Origin of the sequence: Polyangium sp. 15x6 (assembly GCF_029960785.1) — a bacterium.
Taxonomy (GTDB): Bacteria; Myxococcota_A; Polyangia; order Polyangiales; family Polyangiaceae; genus Polyangium.
This window is the reverse complement of sequence record NZ_JASBQE010000019.1, coordinates 1-25,408: the sequence shown is the minus strand read 5'-3', so window position 1 is coordinate 25,408 and position 25,408 is coordinate 1. Positions and strand designations below refer to the sequence as shown.

Here is a 25,408-nt window from a genome sequence, read left to right as displayed (position 1 = left end):
GAACCCGGTTGCCTTTCCGTTCCTCGTCGCCTAGAGGATCGCCGGATCGCATGCCCCCTTCTTCTCCCTCGCAAGGCCGCGCGCCGGGGCGGCTCGTCGATGACCTCGGGCGGCGCCGCTTCCTCTTCGTCACGGGCAAAGGAGGCGTGGGCAAGACGACGTTCTCCGCGGCCCTCGCGGTGGCGCTCGCGCGGGAAGGCAAGCGGGTCCTGGTCGCGCTCTGCAACACCAAGGAGCGGCTCTCGGCGATCCTCGGGACGAAGCCGATCGGCGACGAGATCATGCCCGTCGCCGAGGGCGTGTGGGCCGTGAACATCTCGCCCGAGAAGGCGCTCACCGAGTACGGGGAGATGGTCCTCAAGGTGCGCAGCGTGGCGCACGCCGTCTTCGACAACCGCTACACGAAGACCTTCTTCCGCGCGGTGCCGGGCCTCTACGAGTGGGCGATGCTCGGCAAGGCGTGGTTTCACACGACGGAGCTCGGCCCCGACGGACGGCCGCGCTTCGACGTGGTGCTGCTCGACGCGCCGGCGACGGGCCACGGCCTCGACATGATGCGCGTGCCGAAGGTCATCCTCGACGTCGTGCCGCCGGGCGTCTTGCGCCGCGACGCCGAGGAGGCGTGGGCGATGTTCCAGGACCCGACGCGGAGCGGGATCGTCGTCGTCACGCTGCCGGAGGAGATGCCGGCGCAGGAGACGATCGAGCTCGTCGACGCGATCAAGAAAGACCTCACGCTGCCCGTCCTGCGCCTCGTGGTGAACGCGGTCCTCGCGCCGCTCTTCTCGCCCGAGGAGCGGGATCGGCTCGCGCGGGAGGCGTCCTTGCTCGAGATCGACGCGCCGAACCGGACGGATGGGACGGCAGAGAGCGCGCTCGTGGCGGGGGCGCGGCGCGCGGTGCGGGAGAAGGTGCAGGCCGAGAGCCTGGAGCGCCTCGCGAAGGAGATCGACCTGCCGCAGATCAACCTGCCGCACCTCTTCGACGAGGCCTCGACGGTGGAGGGGACGAAGATCCTCGCGAAGCTGCTCTAGCCGCTCACCCCTTCCATTCCAGGCGCTTTCCCGTCGCCGACGACTCCGCGAGGCCATCGAGCAGCCGGTAGAGCTTCCAGGCATCCCGGAACGTCGGGACGACCTCGGTCCCTTCCGCGAGATCCTTCGCCAGCGCCGTGTAGAGAAGCGCCGTTTGATAGGCGTCGTCGTTCAGATCCCCCTGGGCGGGCGATCGATATCGCTCGGGGATCGGCAGCGGCTCGAGCGGCTGGCCGTCGCCGCGCGCGCCGGAGACGGTGAAATCGGGGGACCAACGCAGGTCGCCCTCGGTCCCCGTGAAGGTCGCCCAGATCTCGCCGCCATTGCGCTTGCCGACTTCGATGTGCGCGGACAGCACCGCGCCGTTCTGCAGCGTCCCGCTGAGGAGCACCTGGTCCGGCACGGTGATGGGCAACGTCTCGCCCGTCTCGATGACCGTCGCCTGGTCGAACTGGCGCGCGACCACCGCGGAGACGCTCTTCACGTCGCCCACCGCGGCGAACACCGTATCGAGGTAATGCGCGGCCATGATCGACAGCGCGTTCGCGCCGTTCTTCGCGTCGGTCGTGTACGCGAGGGCCTCGGGGACCCGCGGGCCGAGGTGCGGCACCGAAATATGGAGCGTGACCGAGCGGAGCTTGCCGATGTACCCCTCGGCCAGCAAATCACGCAGGTAACGCACACCCGGGGCAAAGCGCCGCTGCACGCCGATGAACGTACGGACGCCCGCGGACTCCGCGAGGCGCGCGAGCTCTTCGGTCTCGGCCAGGGAGACGCCGAGCGGCCATTCGGAGAAGACGTGCTTCTTCGCGACAATGGCGGGGCGCACGATCCCCGCGTGCAACGGCGCGCGGACGGAGACGACCACGAGATCCACCTCCGGGTGCTCGATCAGGCGCTCGGCGCGGTCGAAGGCGTGGGGCACCCCGAAGCGGCGCGCGGCCTCGTCCGCGCTCGCTTGCCGGCTGGTGCTCACGGCGGTGATCTCGAAAGCGGATGACGCTTGGAGCGCGGGCAGGTGCGCGTGGGATGCCCAGCCCCGGTCCGGGTTTGCCCCGACGATACCCACGCGGATCTTCTTCGACGTCCCCGTCTTGCTCATGATCTCTCCATCCCTTCTTTCGGGCGCACCCGTGCCCGGGGACCGAGCGCTCGTCCGCCCCCTCTCGCATCGAATGGCCTGCGAAGGACCGTAATCCCAAAGCTGCGGACGATCATTGGCGCCACGTCCGTTTTTGTGGTTCGATCGTCCGCCACGGAGGGACGATGGACGTTCTCGCGGACGTGCTGCGCGGGCTTCACCTGCGGACGAAGGTGTACGGACGGCTGGAGATGCGAGCGCCGTGGGGCATGCGCGTCGACAAGCCCGGGCACGCTCTGTTTTATGCGGTCTCGCGCGGGAGCTGCCTGCTCGAGGTCGACGGCGCGCGCATCCCGCTCTCGGGAGGGGATTTTGTGTTTCTTCTCGGCGGATGCTCCCACGTCCTCCGGGATGCTCCGGGGACGCGGCCCACGCCGGTCGCCGAGATCTATGCGATACGCGGCGGGCGTTGTGGCGGGCTCGTGCATCATGGCGGCGCGGGCGCGCCGACCACGCTCGTCTCCGGCTGCTTCCTCTTCGAAGGCACGTCGCTCGACCCGCTGATCGCGAGCTTGCCGCCGCTGATCCACGTCAAGGGCGACGGGGGCGTCGCCGCGCGGTGGCTCGAATCCACGTTGCAATTCGTGGCCTCGGAGATGGAGGCGGAACAACCCGGCTACGAGACGGTGGCGAGCCGGCTCTCGGAGGTCTTGTTCGTCCAGGCGCTACGAACGCACGTGGCGTCCTTGCCCGTCGAACAAGCGAGCTGGCTGCGCGCTCTGACCGACGCGCAGATCGGCGTCGTGCTGCAACGCCTGCACGAGAACCCGGAGAAACCCTGGACGGTCGAGAGCCTCGCGCATCTGGCGAGCATGTCGCGCTCGGTGTTCGCGGCGCGCTTCAAGGCCGTCGTCGGCGAGGGGCCGCTGACCTACCTGACGCGCTGGCGCATGCACAGGGCCGCAGAGCTCATGGCGGGCGGCGACAGGTCCACGAGCGCCATCGCGCAGGCGGTCGGCTACGAGACCGACAGCGCCTTCGTAAAAGCCTTCAAGCGACACCTCGGCGAGACCCCAGGCGCCTTCCGACGTCGGCTCAAGGAGCGCGAAGCGGACGTGGTGCCCGCTGCGGGACCGAGGTGACGATCTCGCGATAAGGAAAGACCCCTCAGGGCACGCAGGTCATCATGCCGCCGTGGCAGGTGTTGCTCAGGCATTCATCGTTCTGCGCACACGGCTGCCCGTTCTTGAGCTTGCAGACGCCAGCGCCGTCGCAGGCGCTCGTGATCGCGCAGCCCCCTCCCTGATCTTCCTCCTGCGCGGGCAGGCTCGTGCAAGTGCCGAGGCTGCTCGGCCGAGCGCACGACACGCAGATGCCGTCGCAGGCCACATCGCAGCACACGCCGTCGACGCAAAAGCCGCTCATGCATTCGGACGCCTCGATACACGCCTGGCCGAGGCCGCTGCTCGACGTGCCCCCGCTCGACGACGACGCCGTGACGACCCCGCTCCCGTCGTCGCCGCCGGCGCCGCCGCCGCCCGGCACGACGTCGAGGCCCCCCGTGCCGCCGCCTTGCCCGCCCGCGCCGCCCGTTCCGCCGTTACCCGTCGAGAGCGAGAGACACCCGGCGGCCTGGGCCAGGACCAGCACGGCCATGCCTCTCCATCCCGTCCACGCGTCGCGCATCTGCTCCTCCGTCTCCGGAGCCGAACATAGCGCGTCGCGACAGAGCGACGCCCTCGCGGAGCAACGATGCCGCGAGACAAAAAAAAAGAGCGCCTACTCAACGGCGGGGGGGGGGACCGGAGCAGGCGCTCTGTCCGTAGATAGAGCAACCTATGGGCCAAGCCCTTCGTGACGAATTTTCGTCACTTTGCACCCACCTACCAGGGTGGTCCTTGCAGTTATGAAAGGCATGCGGATTGCAGCCTTTCAGGTCCGCCGTGGAGCGACGTAGGGCATCCCACGAGAGCAGAACCCAGACTGGCACGACGTCCCTTTGCATGGCGCGGGACGGGACGTCGCCCTCGGGCTCCGGCCACGACGTCGAGCGCGAGGCCTGGCAAACCGAGGGCGACGGTTGACAAGAGCGGGCGAGCGCGTCCTTTTGGAGGGATGCCCCACCGCAGTCCCCTGCTCCTCGATGGCCGCGCGCTGCTCGACGCCGATCGCCTGCTCGCCGCCAAGCTCGCCGATCGCCGCGCGAGCTTCGAGCTCTCGTTCCGCGCCGCGCCGCCCCACACGGGCTTCGTCGTGGTCTCCGGGCTGGAGAGCGCGCTCGAGCTCTTCGGTCGGCCGCTCGTCGATCCCGCCGCCGTCGCTGCCGCGCAGAGCCTCGTCGGCTTCTCCGACGCGCTCGCGCAGAGGCTCGCGCAGCTCGTGCCCGCGATCGATCTCGACGCAGTCCCCGACGGCACGATCGCCTTCCCTGGCGCGCCGATCGCCACGGTGGAAGGGCCCTTCCTCGAAGCCTCGCTCCTCGCCTCGCTCCTCCGCGCGGCGGCGCGGCGCGCGACCGCGATCGCCACGCGCACAGCGCGGCTGCACCAGGCGGCCGCGGGCGATCCGGTGATCGATGGGTCGAGCGCGCACGCGCCCGGGGCCGAGGCGTCGATGCTGGTCGCGCGCGCGGCGTACGTGGGCGGGGCGAGCGCGACGACGAACGTCATCGCGGCGATGGCGCTCGGCGTGCCCTTCCGCGCGAGCCCGGGGCTCGTGCTCGGTCCGACGGGGCCGTCGCTCGAGACGACCTCGGTCGATGGCTGGGGCGCGCTCGATACGGACGATCTCGCGGACCTCGGCGCGGGCGACGACGAGGAGGCGATGCTGATCGAGGCCAAGCGGCGCGGGCGGCGCGCGGGCGGGTGGATCGCGCGGGGGCTCGACGACGCGGAGGCGCGGGCGCTGCCGATGCGGTGCGAGCTCGTGGCGCTCGAGCAAGGCGGCGCGTGGGCGGTCCCGCCTGCGGATCTCGGCGACGAGGCGGCGCCGCGGCCGGGCCGGAAGATGGTCGTGCGGTACACCGACAGCGCCGGGAGGCTCGTCGCGGATGTCGTGCACCTGATGGCGGAGCGGATGCGCTCGCCGCAGGACCTCGGGGCGACGACGCTCGCGCCGCTGTCGCGCCCGCGGGTGCGGCAAGGCCGCGCGCTCGAGCGGCCGGAGGCCCCGTCGCTCGGGCGTGATCGGTCGATCGCGGCGCGCGCGACCTTGCCCGAGGCCGTGACGTACCTGCGCGCCCCGGCGGCGTACCGCGTGGAGGAGTCGGCGGCGGTCGTCGCGCAACGCGAGGCCGCGGCGCGGGCGCGCGCGATGGCGCCTCATCGGAAGGCGTGAGCGGGAGCGGAAGGGCCTACTCGAGCGCCGAAATGCCGTAGGAGAAGCACTGGTGGATCTCCTCGGTCGCGTAGTCGGTGGAGAAGCTGCCCTCGCCGCTGGCGAGTTGCTCGAACGCCTCCACGGCCTGGGCGAATTTCTTCGTTTTGACGCCGGCTGCGCGAAGGTGCTCCACGACAGGGCGGAGCGCGCTGGCGGCGGCGTCGAGCTCGAGCTTCGCCGCGGCGCTCGGCCGATACGGCCCCATCCCTGGCTTCTGAGCACGAAGCTGCTCATCGATCTCGGGCTCGACGCGGCGGAAGTGGGCGTACGCCGCGGCGACCGCGCTCATTTCGCTCGCCCATTTCGCCGCGACGTGCTCGCGAGCCAGGGTCTCGAAAGGCGGAATCTTCAATGTCTCGCCGGCGCGAAGCCCCTTCCGCTCGTGATGGTTGTGCGACACGAGGAAGTCTTGATACGTGCGGCTCCCATAGCAGCGATTGGTGATGGACTCGAATGAGTCCCCTTTCTCGACGCGGACGGTGCTCGGGCACGAAAGCGGCACCGTGTCCGTCGCCGACCGAGGCGCCTCCTGGACGTCCGAAGCCTTCGTATCCGGCGGTGCCCCCGGCGGCGCTGCGGACGAGGCGACGCTCGGCGCTGGAGCAACGGCGCTCGGCGCGGCAACCCCCGCCCCGTCCGGCTCGCCACGCGTGCATCCCCCCACGACGAGGCAAAGGCTCCACCAGCGAGCCAGCCGCATCAGGCGTGCGATCCCTGGAGCCCTCTCCATGCGAGATCGGTTGCGATACCAGAGCCCCATGAGCCGCGACCTCCTCACTCGGTCGAGGCCTAGCAGGCGTCCCGGCGCACCAGCAAGTTCCCCTCGCCGTCTCGACGGAGGTTCTGCGTCCCGGCGCCCCCGGGCCGCTATCGCCAGGGCGCCTGGAACGACCCCTCACGCCATCGAAAAACCGCCCGCGCCTCGCTCCGCGAGCACCTCGCGCACGCTCGCCGCGAGCATGTTCGCGGTGAACGGCTTCGCGAGGAACGGCACGCCGAGCGCCGAGATCGAGGCCGAGTCCTCGCTGCTGTAGCCGCTCATGAGGAGCGCGGGCATGGTCGGGTCGACCGCGTGGATCGAGCGGATGAGCTCGATCCCGCCGATCTCGCCCATCGTCAGGTCGGCGACGACGGCGCTGATCTCGTGGCGATGCTCGCGGAAGAGCCGCTGCGCCTCGCGGCCGCCGGCGGCGAGCAGGACGCGGTAGCCGGCGCGCTCGAGCACGCGCAGCGCGACGCGACGCACGGCGTCCTCGTCGTCGACCACGAGGATCGTCCCGCACGAGCCGTTGCCGCAGGCCGAAGGAGCGTCGCTCACGCGGGGCATGACGGACGCGCGCTCGGCGGCGCTCGGCAGGAGCAACGTGAACCGCGTGCCCTTCCCCGGCCGGCTCGTCACGTCGACGAGGCCGTGATGCGCGCGGACGATGCCGAGCACGGCGGCGAGGCCGAGGCCCCGGCCTCCGACCTTCGTCGTGAAGAACGGATCGAAGATCCGGGCGAGGACCGACTCGCTCATCCCCTCGCCCGAATCCTCCACTTCCACGACGGCATAATCGCCGGGCGGAATGGGCTCGGCCATCCAAGCCGATTGCATGGGCGCCGAGAGCTCTTGCACGCCGGTGCGGAGCCGGATGACGCCCGGCTTTCCCGCGAGCGCGTCCGAGGCATTCGTGATCAGGTTCATCACGACCTGCCGCAAATGGGTCGCGTCTCCGTCGACACACGCCCGCGACAGATCGAGCTCCACCGTCGCGCCCTTGGATACGATGCTCCGGAGGAGCACGGCCATTTCGCGGACGACGGCGTCGAGCCGCACGTGCTGGCTCACGAACGTGCCCCGGCCGGAATAGGCCAGCATTTGCCGGGCCAGATCGGCGGCGCGCTCGGAGGCGATGATGATCTCCTGCAGCATCGCCGAGAGCGGCGAGGGGTGCGAAACCTCGGCGAGGCCGAGCGTCGCATGCGCGGTGATGACCGTGAGCAGGTTGTTGAAATCGTGGGCGACGCCGCCCGCGAGCACCCCGAGGCTCTCGAGCTTTTGCGCGTGGAACACCCGGGCCTCGAGCTCGCGGCGCTCCTCCTCGGCGCGTTTTCGATCGGTGATGTCGACCAGGACATTGACGGCGCCGATCAAATGGCCCTGACGATCCCGCAGCGGATTGGCGTGCGCCAGCGCGACGACCTGCGCGCCGGACGGCTGCTCGATGACGATCTCGAACCCGTTGTGTGGCTCGCCCGTCTCGAGCGCCCGGGCCATCCAGCACTCGTCGTGGGGGATGGGCTTTCCTTCGGGGGTGAACAGACGGAACGAGCCGCAAAAACGATCCCGCTCGTGGCGGAGCTTCGGGGCGCGCCCCCATACCTTCTCGGCGGGCCGATTGAAGAACGTGATGAGCCCCTTCGAATCGCAGGTATAGGCCGCGGCCGGGAGGCCCTCGAGGAGGTCGTGGAACCGTCGCTCCGCCTCGAGCGCGCCCTGTCCTGCTAGCGCCTCGTCCGCGAGCCGCGTCCATGGGTCTTGCTGGGTCATCCGAGGGTCCTTCCCGTTTCGGTAGCAGGACTATCCATGATCGAGCACGCACGCGATCGAGTCAATGCGACTTTGGTAGCAAATGGCAATCGCCCTGCGACCTTCCATGGGAAGCTTCCTGCATGGGCGGTCTCACGACGTGTCCCTCGATGGTGTCTCGTCTTCGAAAACTCGGGTACGATGCGCCCTGGAAGGAACCGCTCCGCATGCGCCGCTCTTCTACGTTCGTCCTGTCCCTTGCCACGTTCGTCCTCGTCGGCCTCGCCGCGCCCGCGCTCGCGCTCGCGCAGGAAACCTCGCCGGAGCCGCTGCCGCCGGGTGAGAAGAAGGCCGACCCGCTGGAGGTGGCCGCGCCGCCCCCGACTCCGCCGCCCCCGCCCCAGAGGCCGCTCGAGGTGCCGGAGCGCCCCACGCCGCCCCCGCCCCCCTCGTTCGAGGAAGACTCCGAGGACGGCTGGGCGAACGGCGACCATTTCGAGTTCACGATGGGCTTCCTCGCGGGACAGCGGTCCTACTCGAAGACGTCCTTCAAGTTCGAGGAGGGCGCGGCCGAGGGCATCGGCGGCGGCGGGCTCGTCGAGCCGTTCGTCAAGCCGCCCTTCGACACCACGAACGTGCTCGGGCTCCGCTACGACCTGCGTCTCGTGATGAGCCACATCCGGATGACGGTGGGCTTCGACGTGCCGTTCACGACCTACAAGGTGAGCGACTCGACGGCGACCTACGACGTGAGCGGCACGCAGCGCAAGGTGACGGTGCAGTCGCTGTCGGCGAAGGAGCTCAGGTTCGGCATCGGCGGCGAGTACGCGTGGACGAAGGTCGCGATCTTCGCGGACCTGCTCGGCGGCGTCCACTGGGTCGACACCGAGCTCTCGATCGACGGCTACAAGGCCGATTACGGGGCGGTGAGCTTCGCGTTCTCGGGACGCGCGGGCGCGCGGGCGCACGTGCGCAAGTGGTTCTTCGCGCAGGCCGCCGGCGAGGTGGGGATCATCGGCGACATCCGCTGGAACGCGGAGCTGTCGGTCGGGTTTTTCTTGAAATGACGGTCTCCCCGGAGAGCGGGGAACACCCGCTCTTCAGGGCGAGATCGCGTTGATGAACACGAAGAAGCCGCCGAGGACCACGACCGCGAGCCCGAGGAGCATGGGCACGCTCCAGTCCTCGGTCGGGGCCTTCTCGTTCGATGAATCGGTCGCCATGATGCCTCCCAGACGCGGCCGGCGGGCGCCGGCGCCGGTCCCATCCGTGACACCGGCGCGGCGCTGCGTCAACCGTGGACGTCAGTGTGAGCGCGCCACGAGGACGGAGCAGTGAACTCCCCGCACGATCTTCTCGGCCACGCTGCCGAGCGCCGCGCGCGCGAGCCCCGTGCGGCCATGGGTCGCGACCACCACGAGCTCCGCGTCGAGCTCCTCGGCGGTCCGGATCACCATCGTGGCGGCATCTCCCTCGACCACGCGTCGACCGGCCTTGATCCCGAGCCGCTCCACCATGCCCACGAGCACGCCGTCTGCCGCGGTGCGCATCTGCTCGACGAGCTCGGGCGGGGGAATGACGGGCACGCCGCCGAAGGGCACGGTGAAACCGAGCGCCGGCGACGGCAGGATGTCGAGCGCGTGCAGCACCGTGAGCGCGCCGCGCTGCTCCGCGGCGACCTGACCGGCGAGCGCGACGCCGGGCTGCGAGAGCTCGGAGAGATCGGTCGCGGCGAGGATCTTTTTCGTCCGCGCGTGCGGACGCGCGACGAGCACGGGGCAGTGCGCGTAACGCACGATCCGCTCGGCGACGTTGCCGAGCAGGAGCCGCGCGATCCCGGTGAGGCCGCGGCTGCCGGTGACGACGAGCGTCGCGCCGACGTCCTCGGCGACGCGGAGGATCGAGGCGTCGGCGCCGCCGCTCTCGATGCGCACCTCGAAGCCGTTGCTCGGGCGGCCGGTGAGATCCTTGACGCGATCCTCGACCGCGGCGGCGGCGTGGCTCTCGGCATGGATCACGGCCTCCATGTCGGCCTGGATCGCCTGCGGGAAGAGGGGCGCGGAGCGCAACACCTCGTGCACGACGTGACAGACGACCAGCTTGCCGCCCGCCCGCTCTGCGTACTCGTGTCCGAGCTTGATCGCCTCGTCGGCGGACTCGCTCAGGTCCGTCGCCACCAAGACCACATTACCCAGGGCCATGCGCTCTCCTTGCCGGATCCGCGGGTACCTTAGAGGGTCGGCCGGCGCTGTTCAACGTCCACCTTTCCAGGTCGACCGAGGTCGCTCGGCGAGAGCGAAGAGGCCCTGCCATCCGGGCCGCGCGCCGCGTCCATCGGGGACAAACGTGATGCGCCTAGGGCGGGCGCGAAGGGGTCAGAGCAGGTCGAGGCGGCGGTAGCCGCTGCGGAAGTAGAGCAAGGGCGCGACGGGCTCGCCTGCGCCCGCGGCCACGACCTCTCCGAAGTAGACGACGTGATCGCCGGCGTCGATCACGCGATCGAGGCGGCAATCGAGCCAGCCGAGGGCGCCTTGCAGGATGGGCGCGCCGGTGACGGCGCCTTGCCCGATCTCGTCGAGCAGGGCCCTGCGCTGCTCGTCGGAGCCCTTGCCGGCGAAGAGGTCGGAGAGGTGGCGCTGCTCCTCGGCGAGGACGTTGATGGCAAAGCAGCCGGCCGTGCCGACGAGCATGCCGGAGCGGGCGCGTTTGTCGGCGCAGAAGAGCACGAGCGGCGGGTCGAGGGAGACGGAGGTGAAGGAGTTCGCGGTCATGCCCTGGGGCACGCCCTCGTGGCGCGTGGTGACGACCGTGACGCCGGTCGCGAACTGCCCGAGGACCCTACGAAGCTCGGCGGCGTCGATGGCCATCGCGCTGCACTGTAGGGTGGTTCTTGCCGGGTGGCGAGGCGTTCGGGGGGCGTCCGGGCTTGGCAGGGAGGCGTGGATCCGCCGGCGGGCACGGCGATCGGTCACGGCCGTTCTGCGGGCGTCGTCGGCGCCTTGACTTTGGACAGGGGGTCGCATTGTCATGGCCTTCGACCGGAGGGCTCATCCGTGAAGGCATCTCGCGTCCAGGCGCTGTTTCTCGCTGGTCTCGTGCATGCCGCGGCTTGTGGCGGTGCTTCGCAAGCCGAGCCGCCCCGGCTGAGGAAGGTGCCCCGCTACGAGGATTGCCCCACCGTCGTGGTTCTCGTCCGGGAATCCCGCTCGGACCCGCTGGCGCTTTGCATACAGGAAATGGTCTATGCGGCGCTGCTCCGCGCCGGGTACCTCGCCTACCGCGAGCATGATTATGGGTTCCCGGAAGTGCAGCCGATGTATGACGTCCTGGCAAGCCTTACCCTCGAGCCGGACCGGGCAACCGGAGGCGTGGTCGCAGCGCTGACGCTCAGCAATTCCCATACGCGCGCGATGCAAGTACCGGAATTGTCCCTCGAAAAGGGGGAATGGCCGACGGCGGCGGATATCGAAGCGCTCATTTCCATCCCCGGCGGCTCGCCTTGGGATGTGGCGGCGCCGAGATGGGACGAGGGCTGTGTGGATCGGGAGCGCGTGATCAAGCCGCGGGATCCGGAGGTCGCCGATGTGTGTGCGCCACCGGCGGGCGTGAGGCGGTGATCGGATCTACGAGATCGTCACCCCGACACCACCACCTCCGTCGCCCCGCTCTCCGCGTCGACCCTCCGCCTCACCCTCGGCCCTGCACCAAGCGCCTCGAAGCTCGCACGCTTCACAGGATCGTTCGCGAACTCCAGCCGCCCGGCCCCCTCGATCCGCGCCACCGCGGCGAGGATCCGATTCCCGATCCGGTTGCGCTGCTGCGTCGTGAGCGGCGCGCTCGCGCGTTTTTGCTCCTGCTTCGTATCGGCGTCCGTGATCGCGGCCAGCGAAAGCTCGAGGCCGTCGAGGTCCTTCTTCGCGATGCCGAGCGACTCGGCCTCGGCCGGCTTTTCCTTGGCGCGGTCGAGGATCTGCTGGATCGCGGCTTTCACGTCGGACACGCTGTCCTTTCTCATCTTCCGGCCCACGCCGTAGGCGCGTTTCACGTCGGCGGGCGCCTTGACGCGGCGGAGGGCGGCGCGGACCTGCTTCGCGCGCACATGTCCGTCGGCGAGCGCGGCGAATTGCCCGCTCGTGGCGGCGACCGCCTCGCTCCGGGCCTGCTTTGCGCCGGGGATGACTTCACCGAGGCTCTCGATGTCGCTCGTGAGGCCCTCGGCCAAGCCCTGCGGCAGCCGTGACCCGAGCGCGGCGGCGTGCGTGAGCGCGAGGTTCAAGGCTTTGAGGCCGAGCTGCGTGATGGCGGAAAAACCCTTCCGGGGATACGAAGTCTTCACGATCAGGGTAGCAGTCATGATTCCTCCCTCGACGCGGTAGGGGTATGGCGTCGCGTCGCTCGCGAGACGGTGCACGAGGAATGCCAGGCTTCGAGGTTCCGCGGGGACACGCGCTAACCGATTGAAATCCCACGGGTTGAGGACAGACCGCGCGACGCGCAGGCCGGGGGGCACACGCGCGTCGCGGGGGAAATTGTCCGAAACTGTCCGAATTTGTCCGGACATCTGGGGCGCCCTCGCGGAACACCGCCCCGCCCTTGCGGAACGCGCACCCGCCCTTGCGGAACATCACCCCGCCCTTGCGGAACATCATCCCGCCCTCGCGGAACATCATCCCGCCCTCGCGGAACATCACCCCGCCCTCGCGGGACGCCGGCCCGCCCTCGCGGAACATCACCCCGCCCTCGCGGGACGCCGGCCCGCCCTTGCGGAACACCGCCCCGCCGTCGTGGGACATCGCCCCGCCCTTGCGGAACACCGCCCCGCCGTCGTGGGACATCGCCCTGGCCTTCTCGAAAACGATCCCGCCCTCGCGGGACATCGCCTCACCCGCCGGAAAGGCCCTTCCGCGACCGGGGTATCCCGTATGCATCCATCCACCGCGTGAGCTGCCGGTCGTGCACCCCGAGCAGACGCGCGGCTTCCCCTTGAGACCCTCTCGCCCGGAAGAGCGCCGCCTCGATCATCTCCCGCGACGGCCGGATCTTGTTACGCCGCCCGTCGTCCGCCGCCTCGACGCCCGGCGGCTCCGATGCCCGCTCCTCCTTCTCGCTCGCCGCGCGCGCTCGAAGGGCGCTCAAGTGCTGCAAATCGATCGGCCCGTCCCCCATGAGCAGACACGCGCTCCCGAGGGTGCGCTCGATCTCGCGCACGTTGCCCGGCAGGTCCCCCAAAAAGAGCGCGCGCGCCGCTGCCCGCGTGATCGACGCCCGCTCGACGCCGCGCCGCGCGAGCAGGTGCGCGACCAGAAAACCGAGATCCTCGCGGCGCTTGCGCAGCGGCGGCAGCATGCCGACGTAACCGGCGAGCCGCTCTCGCAGATCCGCCCGAAAGCCGCTCTTCTCGGAGAACACGTCCACGTTCGTCGCGGCCACCCACCGCACGTCCACCTTCTGCCCCCGGTCGGCGCCCACGGGCGTCACCTCGTTCTCTTGAATGGCACGGAGCAGACTCGCCTGCGCGGTCCCGGGCAGATTGCCGATCTCGTCGAGGAACACCGTGCCCCCCTCCGCGCTGCGAATGCGCCCCTTGCGCTCCTCGTGCGCGCCGCTGAACGCCCCGCGGCGATGCCCAAAAAGCTCCCCCTCGACGAGGTGCTCCGGAATGGCGCCGCAATCGACGGCCACGAACGGCCCCGCGCGGCCGCTCTTGTCGTGCACGTACCGCGCCGCGACCTCCTTGCCGGCGCCGGTCTCGGCGAGCAAAAGGATGGGCTGGTCGGAGCGCGCAAGGCGATCGAGGTCGATCGCCAGGCTCATGAGCTCGGGGCAAAGCGTGCGCGTCGGGCCAAACGTGAACCCCGCGGGACGGGTGATCATGCGAACGGCCGTTGGCTCGTCGATCAACCGATACACGAAGAGCGACTGTCCCATCTCCACGACGTCGCCGTCCGCGAGGGGGACGGGCCCCTGAATGCGCTCGCCGCGGACGAACGTGCCGAGCTTGCTCCCGGCGTCCTCCAGGAAGGCCTTGCCATCACGACGAACCACGCGGGCGTGCACGCGCGACACGAAGCGGTCGGGCAGGAGAAAGGTTTTTCCCTCCATTGCGGGCGGACGGACCTCGGAGGCTCGCCCGATCTCGAAGCCTGCGCCGTCGTGCGTGAGCGGACGCAAAGCCACGGAGTCCGCCGCGCAGAGGTCCTCGTAACGGAGCACGAAGACGAGGACGCCGAGGGTCGCCGCACGCGTCGCGGATTCGAACTCGTTGTCGGTGGTGGCCAGGGAGTGGGCCATGGGCGGGGCGCATTCTAGGCGATGCGTCTCCGGCGGCACAAGCGCGCTCGACATGGGCGCATGGGGCGAGAGCGCTCGGTGCCAAGGAAGGGGAGGCGTAAAGCGAAGCCGCAGGATATAAACGAGACATGGGCTCCTATCCGCGACACCTCGGGGCGGTGCTGGTTTCAATCGTGACACTCAGCGCAGCCGGGCCTTCGCTGGCAAACGCGGAACCATCGCCACCTGCGCCCCAGCCGCAGGGCTCATCGAGTGCCGCCCGAGAACCCCCGTCCGAGACCCGTCTGTTCACGAACTTCTTCCTCGGAGCCGGCGCTGGCGCATCGTACGGCGTGGGCCCTGGATTGACGGGGATGACTGCGATCTCGGCGGGCATCCGGCGCTCGCCGATCGTCTTCCTGTTCGAGACGCAGATCCTCTGGGGCGGCTGGCGGAAGCCCGCGGAGGTCACGATGGTCGAATGGAACGGCATCGTCGTGCCGATCGCGCTCTGCTACGAGCGCCGTGGCTTCATGGGCTGCGGCGTGTACGCATCCGCGAAGCTCGAAGCGCAGGGGTACCGAGACGATCGGGACGCCACGAGCACGCTGACCTACCCAGCCGAAAACGGAAGCTGGTTCTCGACCGCGGGGGTACGCGCCGGCTATGAACTACGGCTGACCACGAGCATCTACATGCGCGTGTATCTCGACGTGCTGAAGACGATCTCGCCGCCGGCTTTGCGCGGCGGCGGTGCCCCCCTCTGGGAGGTGAGCCCGCTCGTCGGGAGCGTGGGGCTCCAACTATTCTACACGTTGGGTCACGACCACGGGCGCAAGCCGCTGTTCGATTGAGCGGGTGGCGCGCGGTTTAGCTCGTGGGCAGGCTGCAGCAAATGGTCGCGGGTTTGTCAAGGGTCAAGGTGCCCTCGACTTCGCCGCCGCTCGGGGCGCAGGTGCCCTTCACGTAGGCGATGACCTCCGCCGATTTTCCGGCGAGAGCGACGCCCGTCATGTAGGGGTAACACTGAGGACCCTCCCCCGCGTAGATGTCGTTCGCCGCGTTTTCCGCCGTGCATGCGGCGGCGGCAAACGTACGCCACTTGACTTGACAAACCCCACCCGTCGGCGGATCGCATGTGCATGCGGAGCACGTTCGCCCGTCGTCGACGACACCATAAAGGACGTGACGCTCGCCCCAGCCTTCGGGGCAGAGATGCTCGCCTTCGCGGAAGATGCAGGCGGCGTAGGCGTCAGCGGCCGGTCCGCAGATCTTCCCAGCCTGGTCCGCGCAGCTCGGCCACGGCTTGTCACTCTTGCAGACGCGGCCGAGGGGCGTCTCTGGCCCGCCGGGCCAATAGTTCGGGGGGGGCTGCTCGGAATCTCCGGTCGTGTGCGGCGTGCACGGCGGCTCCTCGATCACGGGCGCGTCGATCGTCATCGACAGGACGCAGGGAGAACCGCCACAAAGCACATCGAGGGGAAGGGATTTGTCCTGGTTGCAGGAGCCATCCCAGTTTGTCGGCGGATCGAAGTTTGTCTTGACACCACCCGCAGGATCGGCACAGGGCGCGGAGCTGATCGTCCACGTCGCCGGGAGCTTGCACATGCCCTCGGGCGCGCCGCACGAGCAATCGCCGCACGTGGGCGGCGGCGGCGCGGGCGTGCCCTCGTACGCGAGGATCGGCGTGTCTTCGGGGCAAGGCGGCGGCTCGCTCCAGTCGGAGAAGAACGCGACCGGCGTCCAGTCGTCGGGCGGCTTGGGGACGCACTTGCCATCGTTGCAGAGTGAGGACATGCCGCCGCCGCCGCCGCCGCCGCCGTCCCCCGTTCCTCCATCCGGAGCGGGTGCGTTCGGACAACCCGCAGGGATGGGCTTGGGGCCGCCAGGACAATCTTCCGGCAGAGGACAAGGGCAGCAGGCGGGATCGAGGAGCTGCTTGCCGTCGTGCATGCAGTCGCTGCCGATGAAAATGTCGCCCCCTTCGCAGCCCGCGATCATGGCGGCTAGGCTGAATGTAGCTGATACGAGACAAACAAAAAATGTACCTGGACGAACCATGCCTTTGACCCTACACGTCGACGCCATTGTGCGCAAGGTCGGCGACAAACCTCGGCGGCAGCATGTCGCACGAGCGCGGGGCGGGGCATCGATGTATGCTGCCGGCATGTCGGATCTTTTGTCAGCCGCAACTCGCCGCCCAACATTCACTGAAGCCGTCGATGCGCTACGCCCCATCTTCGGAGAGATGCTCCTCATCAGGAAGATCCGCGGCGTGCGCCTCAAGGATGGACGCGAGCTGGTCACGACAACTGACCACGATTTCTTCCTGTACGACGTCGGCGTACAGGAAGAAGACGATGGCGGCGCGACGCTCTGGGGGTGGGACGAAATTAGTGCGGTACTCGTCTAAGGAGCTGGAGAGCCTTTCAGGATGGGCGCGCCGGTGACGGCATCTTGCCCGATCTCGTCGAGCAGGGCCCTGCGCTGCTCGTCGGAGCTCTTGCCGGCGAAGAGGTCGGACAGGTGGCGCTGCTTCTCGGCGAGGACGTTGATGGCAAAGCAGCCGGCCGTGCCGACGAGCATGCCGGAGCGGGCCGGTTGTCGGCGCAGAAGAGCACGAGCGGCGGGTCGAGGGAGACGGAAGGTGAAGGAGTTCGCGGTCATGCCCTGGGGCACGCCCTCGTGGCGCGTGGTGACGACCGTGACGCCGGTCGCGAACTGCCCGAGGACCCTACGAAGATCATGTGGAGCATCGAGGTATTTCAGACCGCGCTGCTCACGACGGGCCCGTGCGAGCTGCCCGTGAAGCAGGTCCTCGCGCCTCGCGTGCCCGAGGTGACACACCGCGAGCTTCCGAACGGGCGCGGCTTCCTGCGCGTCGTGCAAGGGGGGCAAAGGGCACGCCCGAGGCGCCTGCTCCCATGACTCCCCCGCCCGCACCCGTTCCCGCTCCTGCCGTCCCTGTTGCCGACGAGAACGGGCAGTTGAACCTGTTTGCGGGGCGCCCGAAGTCACGGCCGAAGGAGCAACTCAGCCTGTTTCCAGAGGATCCAATGCCCTAGTGGTCGCACCTTCGGAGGCGTTCCGCGCCGTCGAGTTCGGCCTGGTCGAAGCTCGCTGTGGCGCAGAGCCGGACGGGCATGCCCCCTCGATCGAGCGGACGTCCAGCGCGAAGACCCGACACGTTGCCCGCCTCTTGTGGTAACAGCCAGGGGCAGCCATCGGCCCGCGGCAGCGGCCGTGAAGCTCGAAATCCAGGATAAGAGTACCATGAGCGACCTCGCCGTCTTCGTCAGCACGTTCGAAAGCATGGCCAAGGAAAATGGCCTCGTAACCTGGCGTGAAGACGACCTCATGCACGCTCTTGGCTACACGACGCATGCGACGTTCCGAAAAGTCGTCTTGCGGGCGATGCAGGCGTGTCTGTCGCTGAACATGGATCCGGGCGGTGACTTCATTCGGGTCGGGGATCGATACGAGCTGACGCGCGTCGCTTGTTACCTCATCGCGATGAACGCCGATTCGCGGAAGCCGCAAGTGGCGATGGTCCAGATGTACCTCGGCCAGTTCGCAAGCATGGTGCACGACCGGCGCGAACAGGCGGAACTCGTCGACCGTGTCGTCGTCCGAGAAGAGATTAAGGAAGGAATGAAGGCGCTCGCCGCGACGGCCAAAAGTCACGGCGTTCGAGATTACGCGTTGTTCATGAATGCGGGCTATCGCGGCATGTACAACATGAGTCTCAAATAAATCGAGGAATATAAGGGGGTGCCGGCTGGTGAAGCCCTAATCGATCGCATGGGAAGGACCGAACTTGCAGCCAATCTGTTTCGGGTATCGCTGACGGACGACAAAATCAAGATCGAAGACGTGCGAGGACAGCGGGCGCTCGAAAATACCGCCTTCAGTGTCGGTCGAATCGTGAGGGATGCGGTGATTCGGGCTGGCGGAAGCCAGCCCGAAGAGCTGCCGTTGGCCGAGCACATCGACAAGGCGAAGAAGACCCTCAAGTCGGCAGGCAAGAAGCTGAAGCAACTTGGACCGCGCGAAGTAGAGACGGAACTAAGGTACCTGGCTGCGCCGAGCGAGGACCCCGAGTATACGAGGGACCCCGAAGAGGAAGAGCCAAGCCCTGATAGCGATCCCTGGTGCGACGGCTGAGGGGTCCTCCTCGTCTAAATGAGCCGCGCGCCCCTCACCCTGCCCACGAAGACGAAATGGCGATTCCGTGCCAAATGCTGCTGGAGAAAGGACGGGTTGTAGTCGACGGCTTCCAGGCTGAAATACTCGCGCATCCGCTGCGCCGAGAACTGCCCCGTGGCGATGTGCAGCTGCTCCATCGCTGCCAGGTAGCAGTAGACCACGTGCCCCGAGCAGAAGAACGCCTGCGCGTTTCCGGCGAGCAGCTGGTCGAGCGTCCCGTTGATCCGATTCGACGAGGCGGCCGCGCTGCCGGGAAGCAGCGACCCGAACGCCCCTCCCACGGTGTACTGGATGTTGAATCCGCCGGCCGCCATGCCCTCCCGCATCATGATCGCCGTCTCGCCGGCCCCGGCCGCGAGGTTCTCGTCACGGCACCGGAACACGTCGTACGTGAACTGCGCGTTCGTGGTGAGCAGGTTGTTTTCCTGGAGCCCGTGCCCGTCCATCTCGACGATGGTCGTCGCCGAGCTCGCGACCCCGGCGTGGATCAGATCCGAGTTTCCGCGGCTGAAGAGCTGACCGACCTTGATGCCGACCCCCACGGCCCCGAGGCCGTGGCGGTGCTTGATCATGATGTCGCCCTTCCGGACCGCACCTACGATGGCGTTCGAGCGTTGTCGCGCGCCGACATTCGCATTTCCGCTTCCGTTCATGATAGACCCCTCCTTGGCATCGTAACCCGCGCGGGGTCAACGTGTCCACAACGGGATCCCGGCGCCTCTCAGCGAACGAAGCGAATGCGGACCGGCCCGAGCGACGCCTGGATCGGCTTCCCCGTCCGATCCAGCGCCGGCCGATAATGATGCTGCGCCGCGCAGTACCTGGCCTGGGCCCCGAAGCCGTGCCCCGGATCGGACACCACGTCGACCTTCTGCGCGCGGCCGTCGGCGCGCACGAGGATCTGGAGCACCACCAGCGCGTTCCGGATCCCCGCCGCTTCGGCTTCCGCCGGAAAGTCACAGTCCCACGCGCGGTCGCCATAGAGCGACGCCGGCCGCGACAGATCGGGCGGCGGCGGCGGCGACGGCGACGGGCGGCGGGGCGGCGCGCCGCCACCGAGACCCGTGTGGCGCACCGGACGAAACCCGGTGCCAAGCGCGGAGACGAGGCCGGTACCGAAGCCCTCGCCCGTCACGAACGTGACCGCGGAAGGATCGGGCGTACTGCTCTCCTGCACCAGCACCGGCGGCGCCTCCATCGGGGTGGGGAGCTCTTCAGGGACCTCGCTCGGCGGGGTCTCGGGGGGATCTTCTTGCGGAGGCGCCGGCGCGCGTATCGCCACGGGCTGGGGAGTAGGCGGCGGCTCCACGGGCGGCTCGGGCGGCGGCTCCTCGGGCGGCGGCGGTCGGGGCGCCTCGATCGGGACCTCGAACGAAGCGAGCTCCGCCCGGATCGCCTCGCGCATGGCGCGCACGATGTCGCCGCTCTCGTCGCGGACGAACCCCGCGCCGAGCAGCGCCGCATGGGCGACGCTCGCCACGACCAACCAGCCAGCGCTCAGGTGTCCGTGATCCACCGGTTCGCCCCTGCTTGCACGCGCCGGGCCAACCCGGCGCGCTCCCCGAACGGCCGTAACGCCGCTCGGGTGGCAGGCGGCATCTTGCGCGAATCGCGCAAATTGCGCAACTTGCGCGAACTGCGCAAGCGGCTCACTGTGCCATCACGATCCGCTGATCACAGGGCCGGTCCTTCTCGTCCTGGTGCAGCCCCGCGATCCGCATCGGATCCGCGTCCCGCGCCGTGATCGCCCCCCGCACCTTCCCGAGGATCAGCGCGTCCAGGTTCCCGCTCGTGTAATCCGTGTGCGTCCCGCCGCAGCTCGATCGTGGATCCCCGCCGCCCACCGATTCCGGCCCGGCTCCGCCGCGCAGGACGAACATGTGCGTGCCGCCGGTGTATTGCGCGATCTGCCGGAAGACCACCTGCCCGAGGTTGTCCATGCCCGAGGCCGCGATCGAATACACCTGCACCCCCGCGTGGCTCGCCTCCTTCATCGCGCCGGCATACCCCTCGTCCTGCGCGTAATCGAGGTGCGGAGGCGCGTCGCCGATCAGGAAGACCAGACGCGCGAGCGATTCGGGCCGGAAACGCAGGTTGCGCACGGCGACCCGCAGCGCCTCGTTCACGTGCTCGGGCGTATCGCCGCCGCCGCCCGCGGAGATCGTCGCGATGCGCGCCTGCAGACCGGTGACGTCCGTGGTCATCTGGTGCATGCGCGTCACGTATTCGTCGCCGCGGTCGCGGTACTCGACGAGGCCCACGCGCGGGCGCACGTTCATCGTGGAGAGCGCCCCGGCCACCTTCTCCAGCGTGTCGCGCAGCGCGTTGATTTCCTCGGACATCGAGCCGGTCGTGTCGAGGACGAACGCGACGTCGATGGTCTGCGCCTCCGGCAAGACACGCGCGCCCGAGAGGACGAGGTCGACGACGCCGTCGCCCGCGGCGACCGTGGTCGTCTTCGCGACGGATTCGCCCTGGCAGCGCGCCGTGGCCACGACGTCCGGGCCTTTCAGGCCCTCGGCCCGCGGAAACAGAAGGGCGCGGCCATTCGCGGTCGTGCGGAGCGAGAGCGTCTTTCCCGCGGAGTCACGCACCTCGACGGGGCAGCTCGGGACGGGCTTGCCCGCGCTGTCCCGCACGACGAGGAAGCGACGCGAAGAGAGGTCGAGCGTCGCGGCGCCCGGGGCGCGCTCCTTGCCGAGCCAGCGGGCGAATTCGCGGTAGTTCGCGTTGTCGTCCCATTCCCCCGTGCGTACGCCGCCCGGAGATTGTGCGGACGCGCCGAGGCCGCCCGGCCCCACGCGCACGCCCGCCGGCGCGCGGTGCGAACCGCCGAGCCTTCCATGGCCCGATCCGAACCCCGCGCCCGACCCCGTGCCAGCGCCGCGCCCGATCGTGCCGATCGTACCGAGGCCGATGCCCTCCCCGCGCCCGCCGCCGCCTTCGCCGATCCCCGACAAACCGAGGCCGCCGGCTCCTTTCTTGTCCATGACCGCCTCCCCCCACATCGATCCCTTCGCGCTGAGCGCGGGACCGTGGCGCGTATCGACGGGCGCCTCGAGCGGCTCGTCGGGGACGGCCGCGACGGCGACGGGCGGAGGGGCGTCGGTCTGGACGACGGGAGGCGCGAGGGGTTCGTCGACGGGCGGCGGCGCGGCCTTGGCGAGGGTCTTCGGCGCGAGCGCCGCGGGCGAGGCGGCTTCGGGGCCCGGAGGGGATTTGGCGCAAGCAGCGAGGGCGAGGAGGAAGGCGGGAGCGAGCCGGCGGATCGACATGCCCGATCCGAGCGCGGGCGCGGCCGGAAGTTCCCGGCCGCCTCGATCTTTTGGCTCAGGGCACGAGGTGCACGAGGAATGTCCCTTCGACCGTGAAGGGTTTTTTCGTGCCGGCGTCGTCGTACTCGCCGATGGCGTTCACCGTGAGCGTGTAATCGCCGGGCGGGAAGGGCTGGCCTTTGGGGTTGTTGAAATCGGACGGCCCGGTCCAGTTGACCCCGTCCCACGAGAACGTGCTCGGGTAGGTGCCCGCGGGGACGGCGTTCGGCGTATCGTTTGGGGCCGGGCAGATGCCCACGTCGCAGAGGCAATACTTGTTGTTGTTGCCGGAGAGCACCTCGAAGGGAATGAGGCCACTCGGGCCAGGCTCGCCGCAGCCGTTGTCCTGCGGGGTGGGGTAAACGCTCGGGACGTCGGCCGCCACCTGGATGTTGTAAAGGATGCCGATACCGGCGGCCGCCTCGGCGAGGGTATACGTGCAATCGATCGTGGTGAACTCGATGGAGACGCCGGGCAGCGTCGACGAGCCGCCAATGTTGCAGGCCGCATTGCCACCGCCACCCCCGGTGCCGCTACCGCCCGAGCCACCACTACCGCCCGAGCCACCACTACCGCCCGAGCCGCCCGAGCCGCTGGCTGCGCCGCTACCGCCGGCGCCGCCGTCACCACCGGCGCCGCCCGAGGTTTGTCCCCCGCACGCGGCGAGGGCGAGGACCAGAAAAACCGAAGCAACAGAAGCCGTTCTATTTCCAAGCATGTCCGGGAGCTTAGGACGTCCGCACGAAAAATCACATCGGAAAGGGTTGTAAAGCGGACGGATCCCTGCTCGCCTTGACCTCGACCCTCCCCCGCTGGGACGATGCTTGCCATGTCGAGCCTGCCCGCAGACGTCACGAACGAACCGCACGGCGAAGAGCCCGCGGACGTGCACGGGCGGGTCTCGGACGAAGCCTGGTATGCGCAGGTCTACCGGCCGATCGAGCCGCAATTCACGCTCCGGGCCGTGGCGAGCGGGTGCGTGATCGGCTCGGTCCTCTCCGCCGCGAACCTGTACACGGGGTTCACGATCGGCATCACGTACGGCGCCTCGATCACCGCGGCGCTGTCGGCGTGGCTCGTCTTCCGGCTCTTTCGCGCCGTCGCGTCCGGGCCGGCGTTCACGGTGCTGGAGAACAACACCATGCAGACGGCCGCCTCGGCCGCGGCCGCGATGGCCGGCGCAGGCATGGTGACGGCCGTGCCGGCGCTCATGATCGTGACGAACCGGCGGCTCTCGATCCTCGAAATCGCCACGTGGCTCGTCTCCGCCGCCCTGCTCGGGGTGCTCTTCGCGATCCCGCTGAAGCGGCAGATGATCAACCGCGAAAACCTGAAATTCCCGTCGGGCATCGCCGCAGCCCAGACGACGCTCGCGCTGCACGGCGAGGGCGGCGGCGGCAAACGCATGGCCGTCGCATTGCTCGCCGCGACCGCGATCGGCGCGGCGCTCGGCCTCGCGCGCGGGGGCCTCGGGTTCGTCCCGGATTCGGTGCCGTTCGCGTTCGCGAGCCTCGGCGGAATGGGTTTGGCGCGGCTCACGATGGGGCTCGACATCTCGCTCATGACGCTCGGCTCGGGCGCGCTCGTCGGGCTGCGGACGACGGCGTGGATGGCCGTCGGCGCGACGCTCTGCTGGGCCGGCGTCGTCCCCTGGGCCCTCGGGCGCGGCATCGTGACGCCCACGCCGAACGCGCCGACGCTCTATGGCGACGCGGTGGGCTTCACGGTTTGGCCGGGCGTCGCGATGCTCGTCGTGGGCGGGCTCGTGTCGTTTGCGCTCAAAGGGGGATCGATCGCGACGGCGTTTCGGTCGCTCGGCGGAGCGATGGGCGCGAAGGCGCCGGGCGAGGTGCTCCGGGAGGACGTGGAGGTGCCGCGGCGCTGGTTCGCCTGGGGCCTCGCCGCGGCGGTGGTGCTGGCGATCGGGGTGCAATGGCTCGTGTTCGGCCTGCACCCGGCAACGTCGCTTCTGGCCATCGTGCTCGCGGGCGCGCTCGCGCTCGTGGGGACGCGGACGATGGGCGAGACGGACGTGAATCCGATCGGCCCGATGGCCATGGTGACGCAGCTCCTCTTCGCCGTGCTCACCGGTGGCCATGCGCAGGCCAGCCTGATGGCGGCGGGGCTCACGAATGCGGGGGCGAACAGCTGCGGCGACATGATGCAGGACCTCAAGACGGGCCGGCTCCTCGGCGCGTCGCCGCAAAAGCAGCTCCTCGCGCAGCTCTTCGGGATCGCGACGGGCGGGCTCGCCACGGCGGTGATCTTCGCGAAGGCGTTCCCGCTCGAGCTCCTCGGCACGAAATACCCCGCCCCGGGCGTGCAGATGTTCAAAGGGACGGCGGAGCTCTTGACGCGAGGGTTCGCCGGCCTGCCCGAGCCAGCGCCGCTGGCGATGGCGATCGCGGCGGGGTTTGCCGTGGTCTGCACGATCGCGAGCGAGCTCGGGCCGAAGCGTTTCGCCGCCTGGGTGCCGTCGCCCCTGGGAATCGGGCTCGCGTTCATTCTGCCCGCGTCGACGAGCTTTACGCTTTTCGTGGGCGCCGCGCTCGCCGCGATCCTGGCGTGGAAGTTCCCGAAGAAGGACGAGCTTTACACGACGGCGACGGCCTCGGGGTTCGTCGCCGGTGAGAGCGTGATGGGCGTGGTGGTGGCGATCTGGGCGGCGGGGCGAATGTGACGCGGAATCAGTAGATGCCGGCGCCCTGGAGCGTCACGCGATAAAGAGCGGTCCGCGCCGTGATGTAGAGCGTCTTCTTGTCCTCCCCACCGAACGCGCAGTTCGCAGGTTGCTGAGGGACCGCAATGGCACCGTAAAGCTTGCCCGCGGGGCTGTACACCTCGACGCCGGCCGACGTGGTGACGAAGAGGTTGCCCTTCGCGTCGACAGCCATTCCGTCAGGACCCGGGCTCGTGGTGACGAGCTTGGTCCCGGTCCCGAGCGAGCCGTCGGCGTTCACCGGCCAGGCGCGGAGCTCGCGGGTGTTGGTATCGGCGACGTAAAGCGTCTTCTCGTCCGGCGAGAGCGCGGTGCCGTTCGGTCGCTCCATGTCGTCGGCGACGAGCGAGATCTCGCCGCCGGGCGAGACGCGGAAGACGCCGTAGAAGCCGAGCTCGCTGAGGCCCGGATCGGCGAGGCCGTACGGTGGGTCGGTGAAATACACCGTGCCGTTCGAATGCACGACCACGTCGTTCGGGCTGTTCAGCTTCTTGCCGTCGTACGCGTCGGCGATGGAGGCGAGCGTGCCGTTCGCGAGCTCCCGCGAGACGCGCCGTCCGCTGTGCTCGCAGGAGACGAGGAGGCCATTTTGATCGATGGCAAGTCCATTCGTGTTGGCGCTGGGCTCGCGGAAGACGGTGATCGCGCCGCCCGGCGTGTGTTCGTAGATGCGATTCGCGGGGATGTCGGTGAAGAGGAGGGTCTTCGTCGCGGGGTTCCATTGCGGCCCCTCCGTGAACATGAAATTACCCTGGACCTCTTCGACGGTCCCGATCCCGACGAGCGGATCGACCTCCGCGACGCCGCCGCCGGCGCCGCCCGCACCGCCGCTGCCGCCGCTGCCGCCAGTGCCCCCGGTGCCGCCGCTGCCGCCAGTGCCCCCGGTGCCGCCCG

General features: G+C 69.2%; 27 protein-coding genes. 11 read left to right on the top strand and 16 right to left on the bottom strand.

Annotated elements, in window-relative coordinates; genetic code table 11:
- The first annotated feature begins 50 nt into the window (after positions 1-50).
- Positions 51-1,034, top strand: a complete 984-nt coding sequence (locus QHF83_RS16250; protein WP_282418747.1) for an ArsA family ATPase — start codon at positions 51-53, stop codon at positions 1,032-1,034.
- A gap of 4 nt (positions 1,035-1,038) precedes the next feature.
- On the opposite strand, the gene QHF83_RS16245 is transcribed toward QHF83_RS16250, so the two are convergent.
- Complete coding sequence (locus tag QHF83_RS16245; protein ID WP_282418746.1) at positions 1,039-2,136, bottom strand: Gfo/Idh/MocA family oxidoreductase; 1,098 nt, start codon at positions 2,134-2,136, stop codon at positions 1,039-1,041.
- A gap of 164 nt (positions 2,137-2,300) precedes the next feature.
- Here QHF83_RS16245 and QHF83_RS16240 point away from each other — a divergent pair, with 164 nt between their 5' ends.
- Entirely contained in the window at positions 2,301-3,257 is a 957-nt protein-coding gene (locus QHF83_RS16240; protein WP_282418745.1) for an AraC family transcriptional regulator, read from the top strand.
- Positions 3,258-3,282: 25 nt separating this feature from the next.
- Here the strand turns inward: QHF83_RS16240 and QHF83_RS16235 are convergent, their stop codons facing one another.
- Entirely contained in the window at positions 3,283-3,771 is a 489-nt protein-coding gene (locus QHF83_RS16235; protein ID WP_282418744.1) for a hypothetical protein, read from the bottom strand.
- Between the two features lie 459 nt (positions 3,772-4,230).
- On the opposite strand from QHF83_RS16235, the gene QHF83_RS16230 reads away from it, so the two are divergent.
- Positions 4,231-5,451, top strand: a complete 1,221-nt coding sequence (locus tag QHF83_RS16230) for a hypothetical protein (RefSeq protein ID WP_282418743.1) — start codon at positions 4,231-4,233, stop codon at positions 5,449-5,451.
- 16 nt (positions 5,452-5,467) lie between these two features.
- On the opposite strand, the gene QHF83_RS16225 is transcribed toward QHF83_RS16230, so the two are convergent.
- Both QHF83_RS16225 and QHF83_RS16220 read right to left on the bottom strand, forming a co-directional pair.
- Positions 5,468-5,893: a hypothetical protein gene (locus QHF83_RS16225; protein WP_282418742.1), complete on the bottom strand. Its 426-nt coding sequence runs from the start codon at positions 5,891-5,893 to the stop codon at positions 5,468-5,470.
- Between the two features lie 495 nt (positions 5,894-6,388).
- Entirely contained in the window at positions 6,389-8,026 is a 1,638-nt protein-coding gene (locus QHF83_RS16220; RefSeq protein WP_282418741.1) for an ATP-binding protein, read from the bottom strand.
- 206 nt (positions 8,027-8,232) lie between these two features.
- On the opposite strand from QHF83_RS16220, the gene QHF83_RS16215 reads away from it, so the two are divergent.
- Entirely contained in the window at positions 8,233-9,072 is an 840-nt protein-coding gene (locus QHF83_RS16215; protein WP_282418740.1) for a hypothetical protein, read from the top strand.
- 33 nt (positions 9,073-9,105) lie between these two features.
- Here QHF83_RS16215 and QHF83_RS16210 read toward each other — a convergent pair whose 3' ends face one another.
- The 3 genes from QHF83_RS16210 to QHF83_RS16200 all read right to left on the bottom strand — a co-directional run bounded on the left by QHF83_RS16210 (position 9,106) and on the right by QHF83_RS16200 (position 10,872).
- Positions 9,106-9,228, bottom strand: coding sequence for a hypothetical protein (locus QHF83_RS16210; protein ID WP_271929603.1), 123 nt, complete (start codon positions 9,226-9,228; stop codon positions 9,106-9,108).
- 81 nt (positions 9,229-9,309) lie between these two features.
- Positions 9,310-10,206: a universal stress protein gene (locus QHF83_RS16205; protein WP_282418739.1), complete on the bottom strand. Its 897-nt coding sequence runs from the start codon at positions 10,204-10,206 to the stop codon at positions 9,310-9,312.
- 174 nt (positions 10,207-10,380) lie between these two features.
- Positions 10,381-10,872, bottom strand: coding sequence for a flavin reductase family protein (locus tag QHF83_RS16200; RefSeq protein WP_282418738.1), 492 nt, complete (start codon positions 10,870-10,872; stop codon positions 10,381-10,383).
- Between the two features lie 186 nt (positions 10,873-11,058).
- On the opposite strand from QHF83_RS16200, the gene QHF83_RS16195 reads away from it, so the two are divergent.
- Positions 11,059-11,622 carry a hypothetical protein gene (locus tag QHF83_RS16195; RefSeq protein ID WP_282418737.1) on the top strand — a complete coding sequence of 188 codons (564 nt, stop codon included), beginning with the start codon at positions 11,059-11,061 and terminating at the stop codon, positions 11,620-11,622.
- Between the two features lie 17 nt (positions 11,623-11,639).
- Here QHF83_RS16195 and QHF83_RS16190 read toward each other — a convergent pair whose 3' ends face one another.
- Positions 11,640-12,359: a hypothetical protein gene (locus QHF83_RS16190; RefSeq protein WP_282418736.1), complete on the bottom strand. Its 720-nt coding sequence runs from the start codon at positions 12,357-12,359 to the stop codon at positions 11,640-11,642.
- Between the two features lie 527 nt (positions 12,360-12,886).
- Positions 12,887-14,296, bottom strand: coding sequence for a sigma 54-interacting transcriptional regulator (locus tag QHF83_RS16185; RefSeq protein ID WP_282418735.1), 1,410 nt, complete (start codon positions 14,294-14,296; stop codon positions 12,887-12,889).
- Between the two features lie 353 nt (positions 14,297-14,649).
- Between QHF83_RS16185 and QHF83_RS16180 the strand changes: the two genes are divergently transcribed.
- Positions 14,650-15,129, top strand: a complete 480-nt coding sequence (locus QHF83_RS16180; protein ID WP_282418734.1) for a hypothetical protein — start codon at positions 14,650-14,652, stop codon at positions 15,127-15,129.
- 16 nt (positions 15,130-15,145) lie between these two features.
- On the opposite strand, the gene QHF83_RS16175 is transcribed toward QHF83_RS16180, so the two are convergent.
- Entirely contained in the window at positions 15,146-16,276 is a 1,131-nt protein-coding gene (locus QHF83_RS16175) for a hypothetical protein (protein ID WP_282418733.1), read from the bottom strand.
- 58 nt (positions 16,277-16,334) lie between these two features.
- Between QHF83_RS16175 and QHF83_RS16170 the strand changes: the two genes are divergently transcribed.
- Positions 16,335-16,688: a hypothetical protein gene (locus QHF83_RS16170; RefSeq protein WP_282418732.1), complete on the top strand. Its 354-nt coding sequence runs from the start codon at positions 16,335-16,337 to the stop codon at positions 16,686-16,688.
- Here QHF83_RS16170 and QHF83_RS16165 read toward each other — a convergent pair.
- Positions 16,685-17,044, bottom strand: coding sequence for a flavin reductase family protein (locus QHF83_RS16165; RefSeq protein WP_282418835.1), 360 nt, complete (start codon positions 17,042-17,044; stop codon positions 16,685-16,687). The genes QHF83_RS16170 and QHF83_RS16165 overlap by 4 nt on opposite strands.
- On the opposite strand from QHF83_RS16165, the gene QHF83_RS16160 reads away from it, so the two are divergent.
- The 3 genes from QHF83_RS16160 to QHF83_RS16150 all read left to right on the top strand — a co-directional run bounded on the left by QHF83_RS16160 (position 17,021) and on the right by QHF83_RS16150 (position 18,439).
- Positions 17,021-17,203, top strand: coding sequence for a hypothetical protein (locus QHF83_RS16160; protein ID WP_282418836.1), 183 nt, complete (start codon positions 17,021-17,023; stop codon positions 17,201-17,203). The two genes, QHF83_RS16165 and QHF83_RS16160, sit on opposite strands and share 24 nt — an antisense overlap.
- Before the next feature lie 345 nt (positions 17,204-17,548).
- Entirely contained in the window at positions 17,549-18,028 is a 480-nt protein-coding gene (locus tag QHF83_RS16155; protein WP_282418731.1) for a hypothetical protein, read from the top strand.
- Positions 18,029-18,076: 48 nt separating this feature from the next.
- Positions 18,077-18,439: a hypothetical protein gene (locus tag QHF83_RS16150; protein ID WP_282418730.1), complete on the top strand. Its 363-nt coding sequence runs from the start codon at positions 18,077-18,079 to the stop codon at positions 18,437-18,439.
- Positions 18,440-18,453: 14 nt separating this feature from the next.
- Here the strand turns inward: QHF83_RS16150 and QHF83_RS16145 are convergent, their stop codons facing one another.
- From QHF83_RS16145 to QHF83_RS16130, 4 genes are all read right to left on the bottom strand, one after another.
- A complete protein-coding gene (locus QHF83_RS16145; RefSeq protein WP_282418729.1) occupies positions 18,454-19,134 on the bottom strand; it encodes a hypothetical protein in 681 nt (226 codons plus the stop codon).
- A gap of 68 nt (positions 19,135-19,202) precedes the next feature.
- The gene (locus QHF83_RS16140) at positions 19,203-19,997 is read right to left on the bottom strand and encodes an energy transducer TonB (RefSeq protein ID WP_282418728.1); all 795 of its coding nucleotides are present in this window, start codon (positions 19,995-19,997) and stop codon (positions 19,203-19,205) included.
- A 133-nt stretch (positions 19,998-20,130) separates the two neighbouring features.
- Positions 20,131-21,756 carry a vWA domain-containing protein gene (locus tag QHF83_RS16135; RefSeq protein WP_282418727.1) on the bottom strand — a complete coding sequence of 542 codons (1,626 nt, stop codon included), beginning with the start codon at positions 21,754-21,756 and terminating at the stop codon, positions 20,131-20,133.
- A 55-nt stretch (positions 21,757-21,811) separates the two neighbouring features.
- Entirely contained in the window at positions 21,812-22,513 is a 702-nt protein-coding gene (locus QHF83_RS16130) for a hypothetical protein (protein ID WP_282418726.1), read from the bottom strand.
- A gap of 111 nt (positions 22,514-22,624) precedes the next feature.
- On the opposite strand from QHF83_RS16130, the gene QHF83_RS16125 reads away from it, so the two are divergent.
- Complete coding sequence (locus QHF83_RS16125) at positions 22,625-24,475, top strand: OPT family oligopeptide transporter (protein ID WP_282418725.1); 1,851 nt, start codon at positions 22,625-22,627, stop codon at positions 24,473-24,475.
- A 7-nt stretch (positions 24,476-24,482) separates the two neighbouring features.
- Here QHF83_RS16125 and QHF83_RS16120 read toward each other — a convergent pair.
- Positions 24,483-25,408: SMP-30/gluconolactonase/LRE family protein (locus tag QHF83_RS16120; RefSeq protein WP_282418724.1), on the bottom strand; the 926-nt coding region annotated here is incomplete at its 5' end.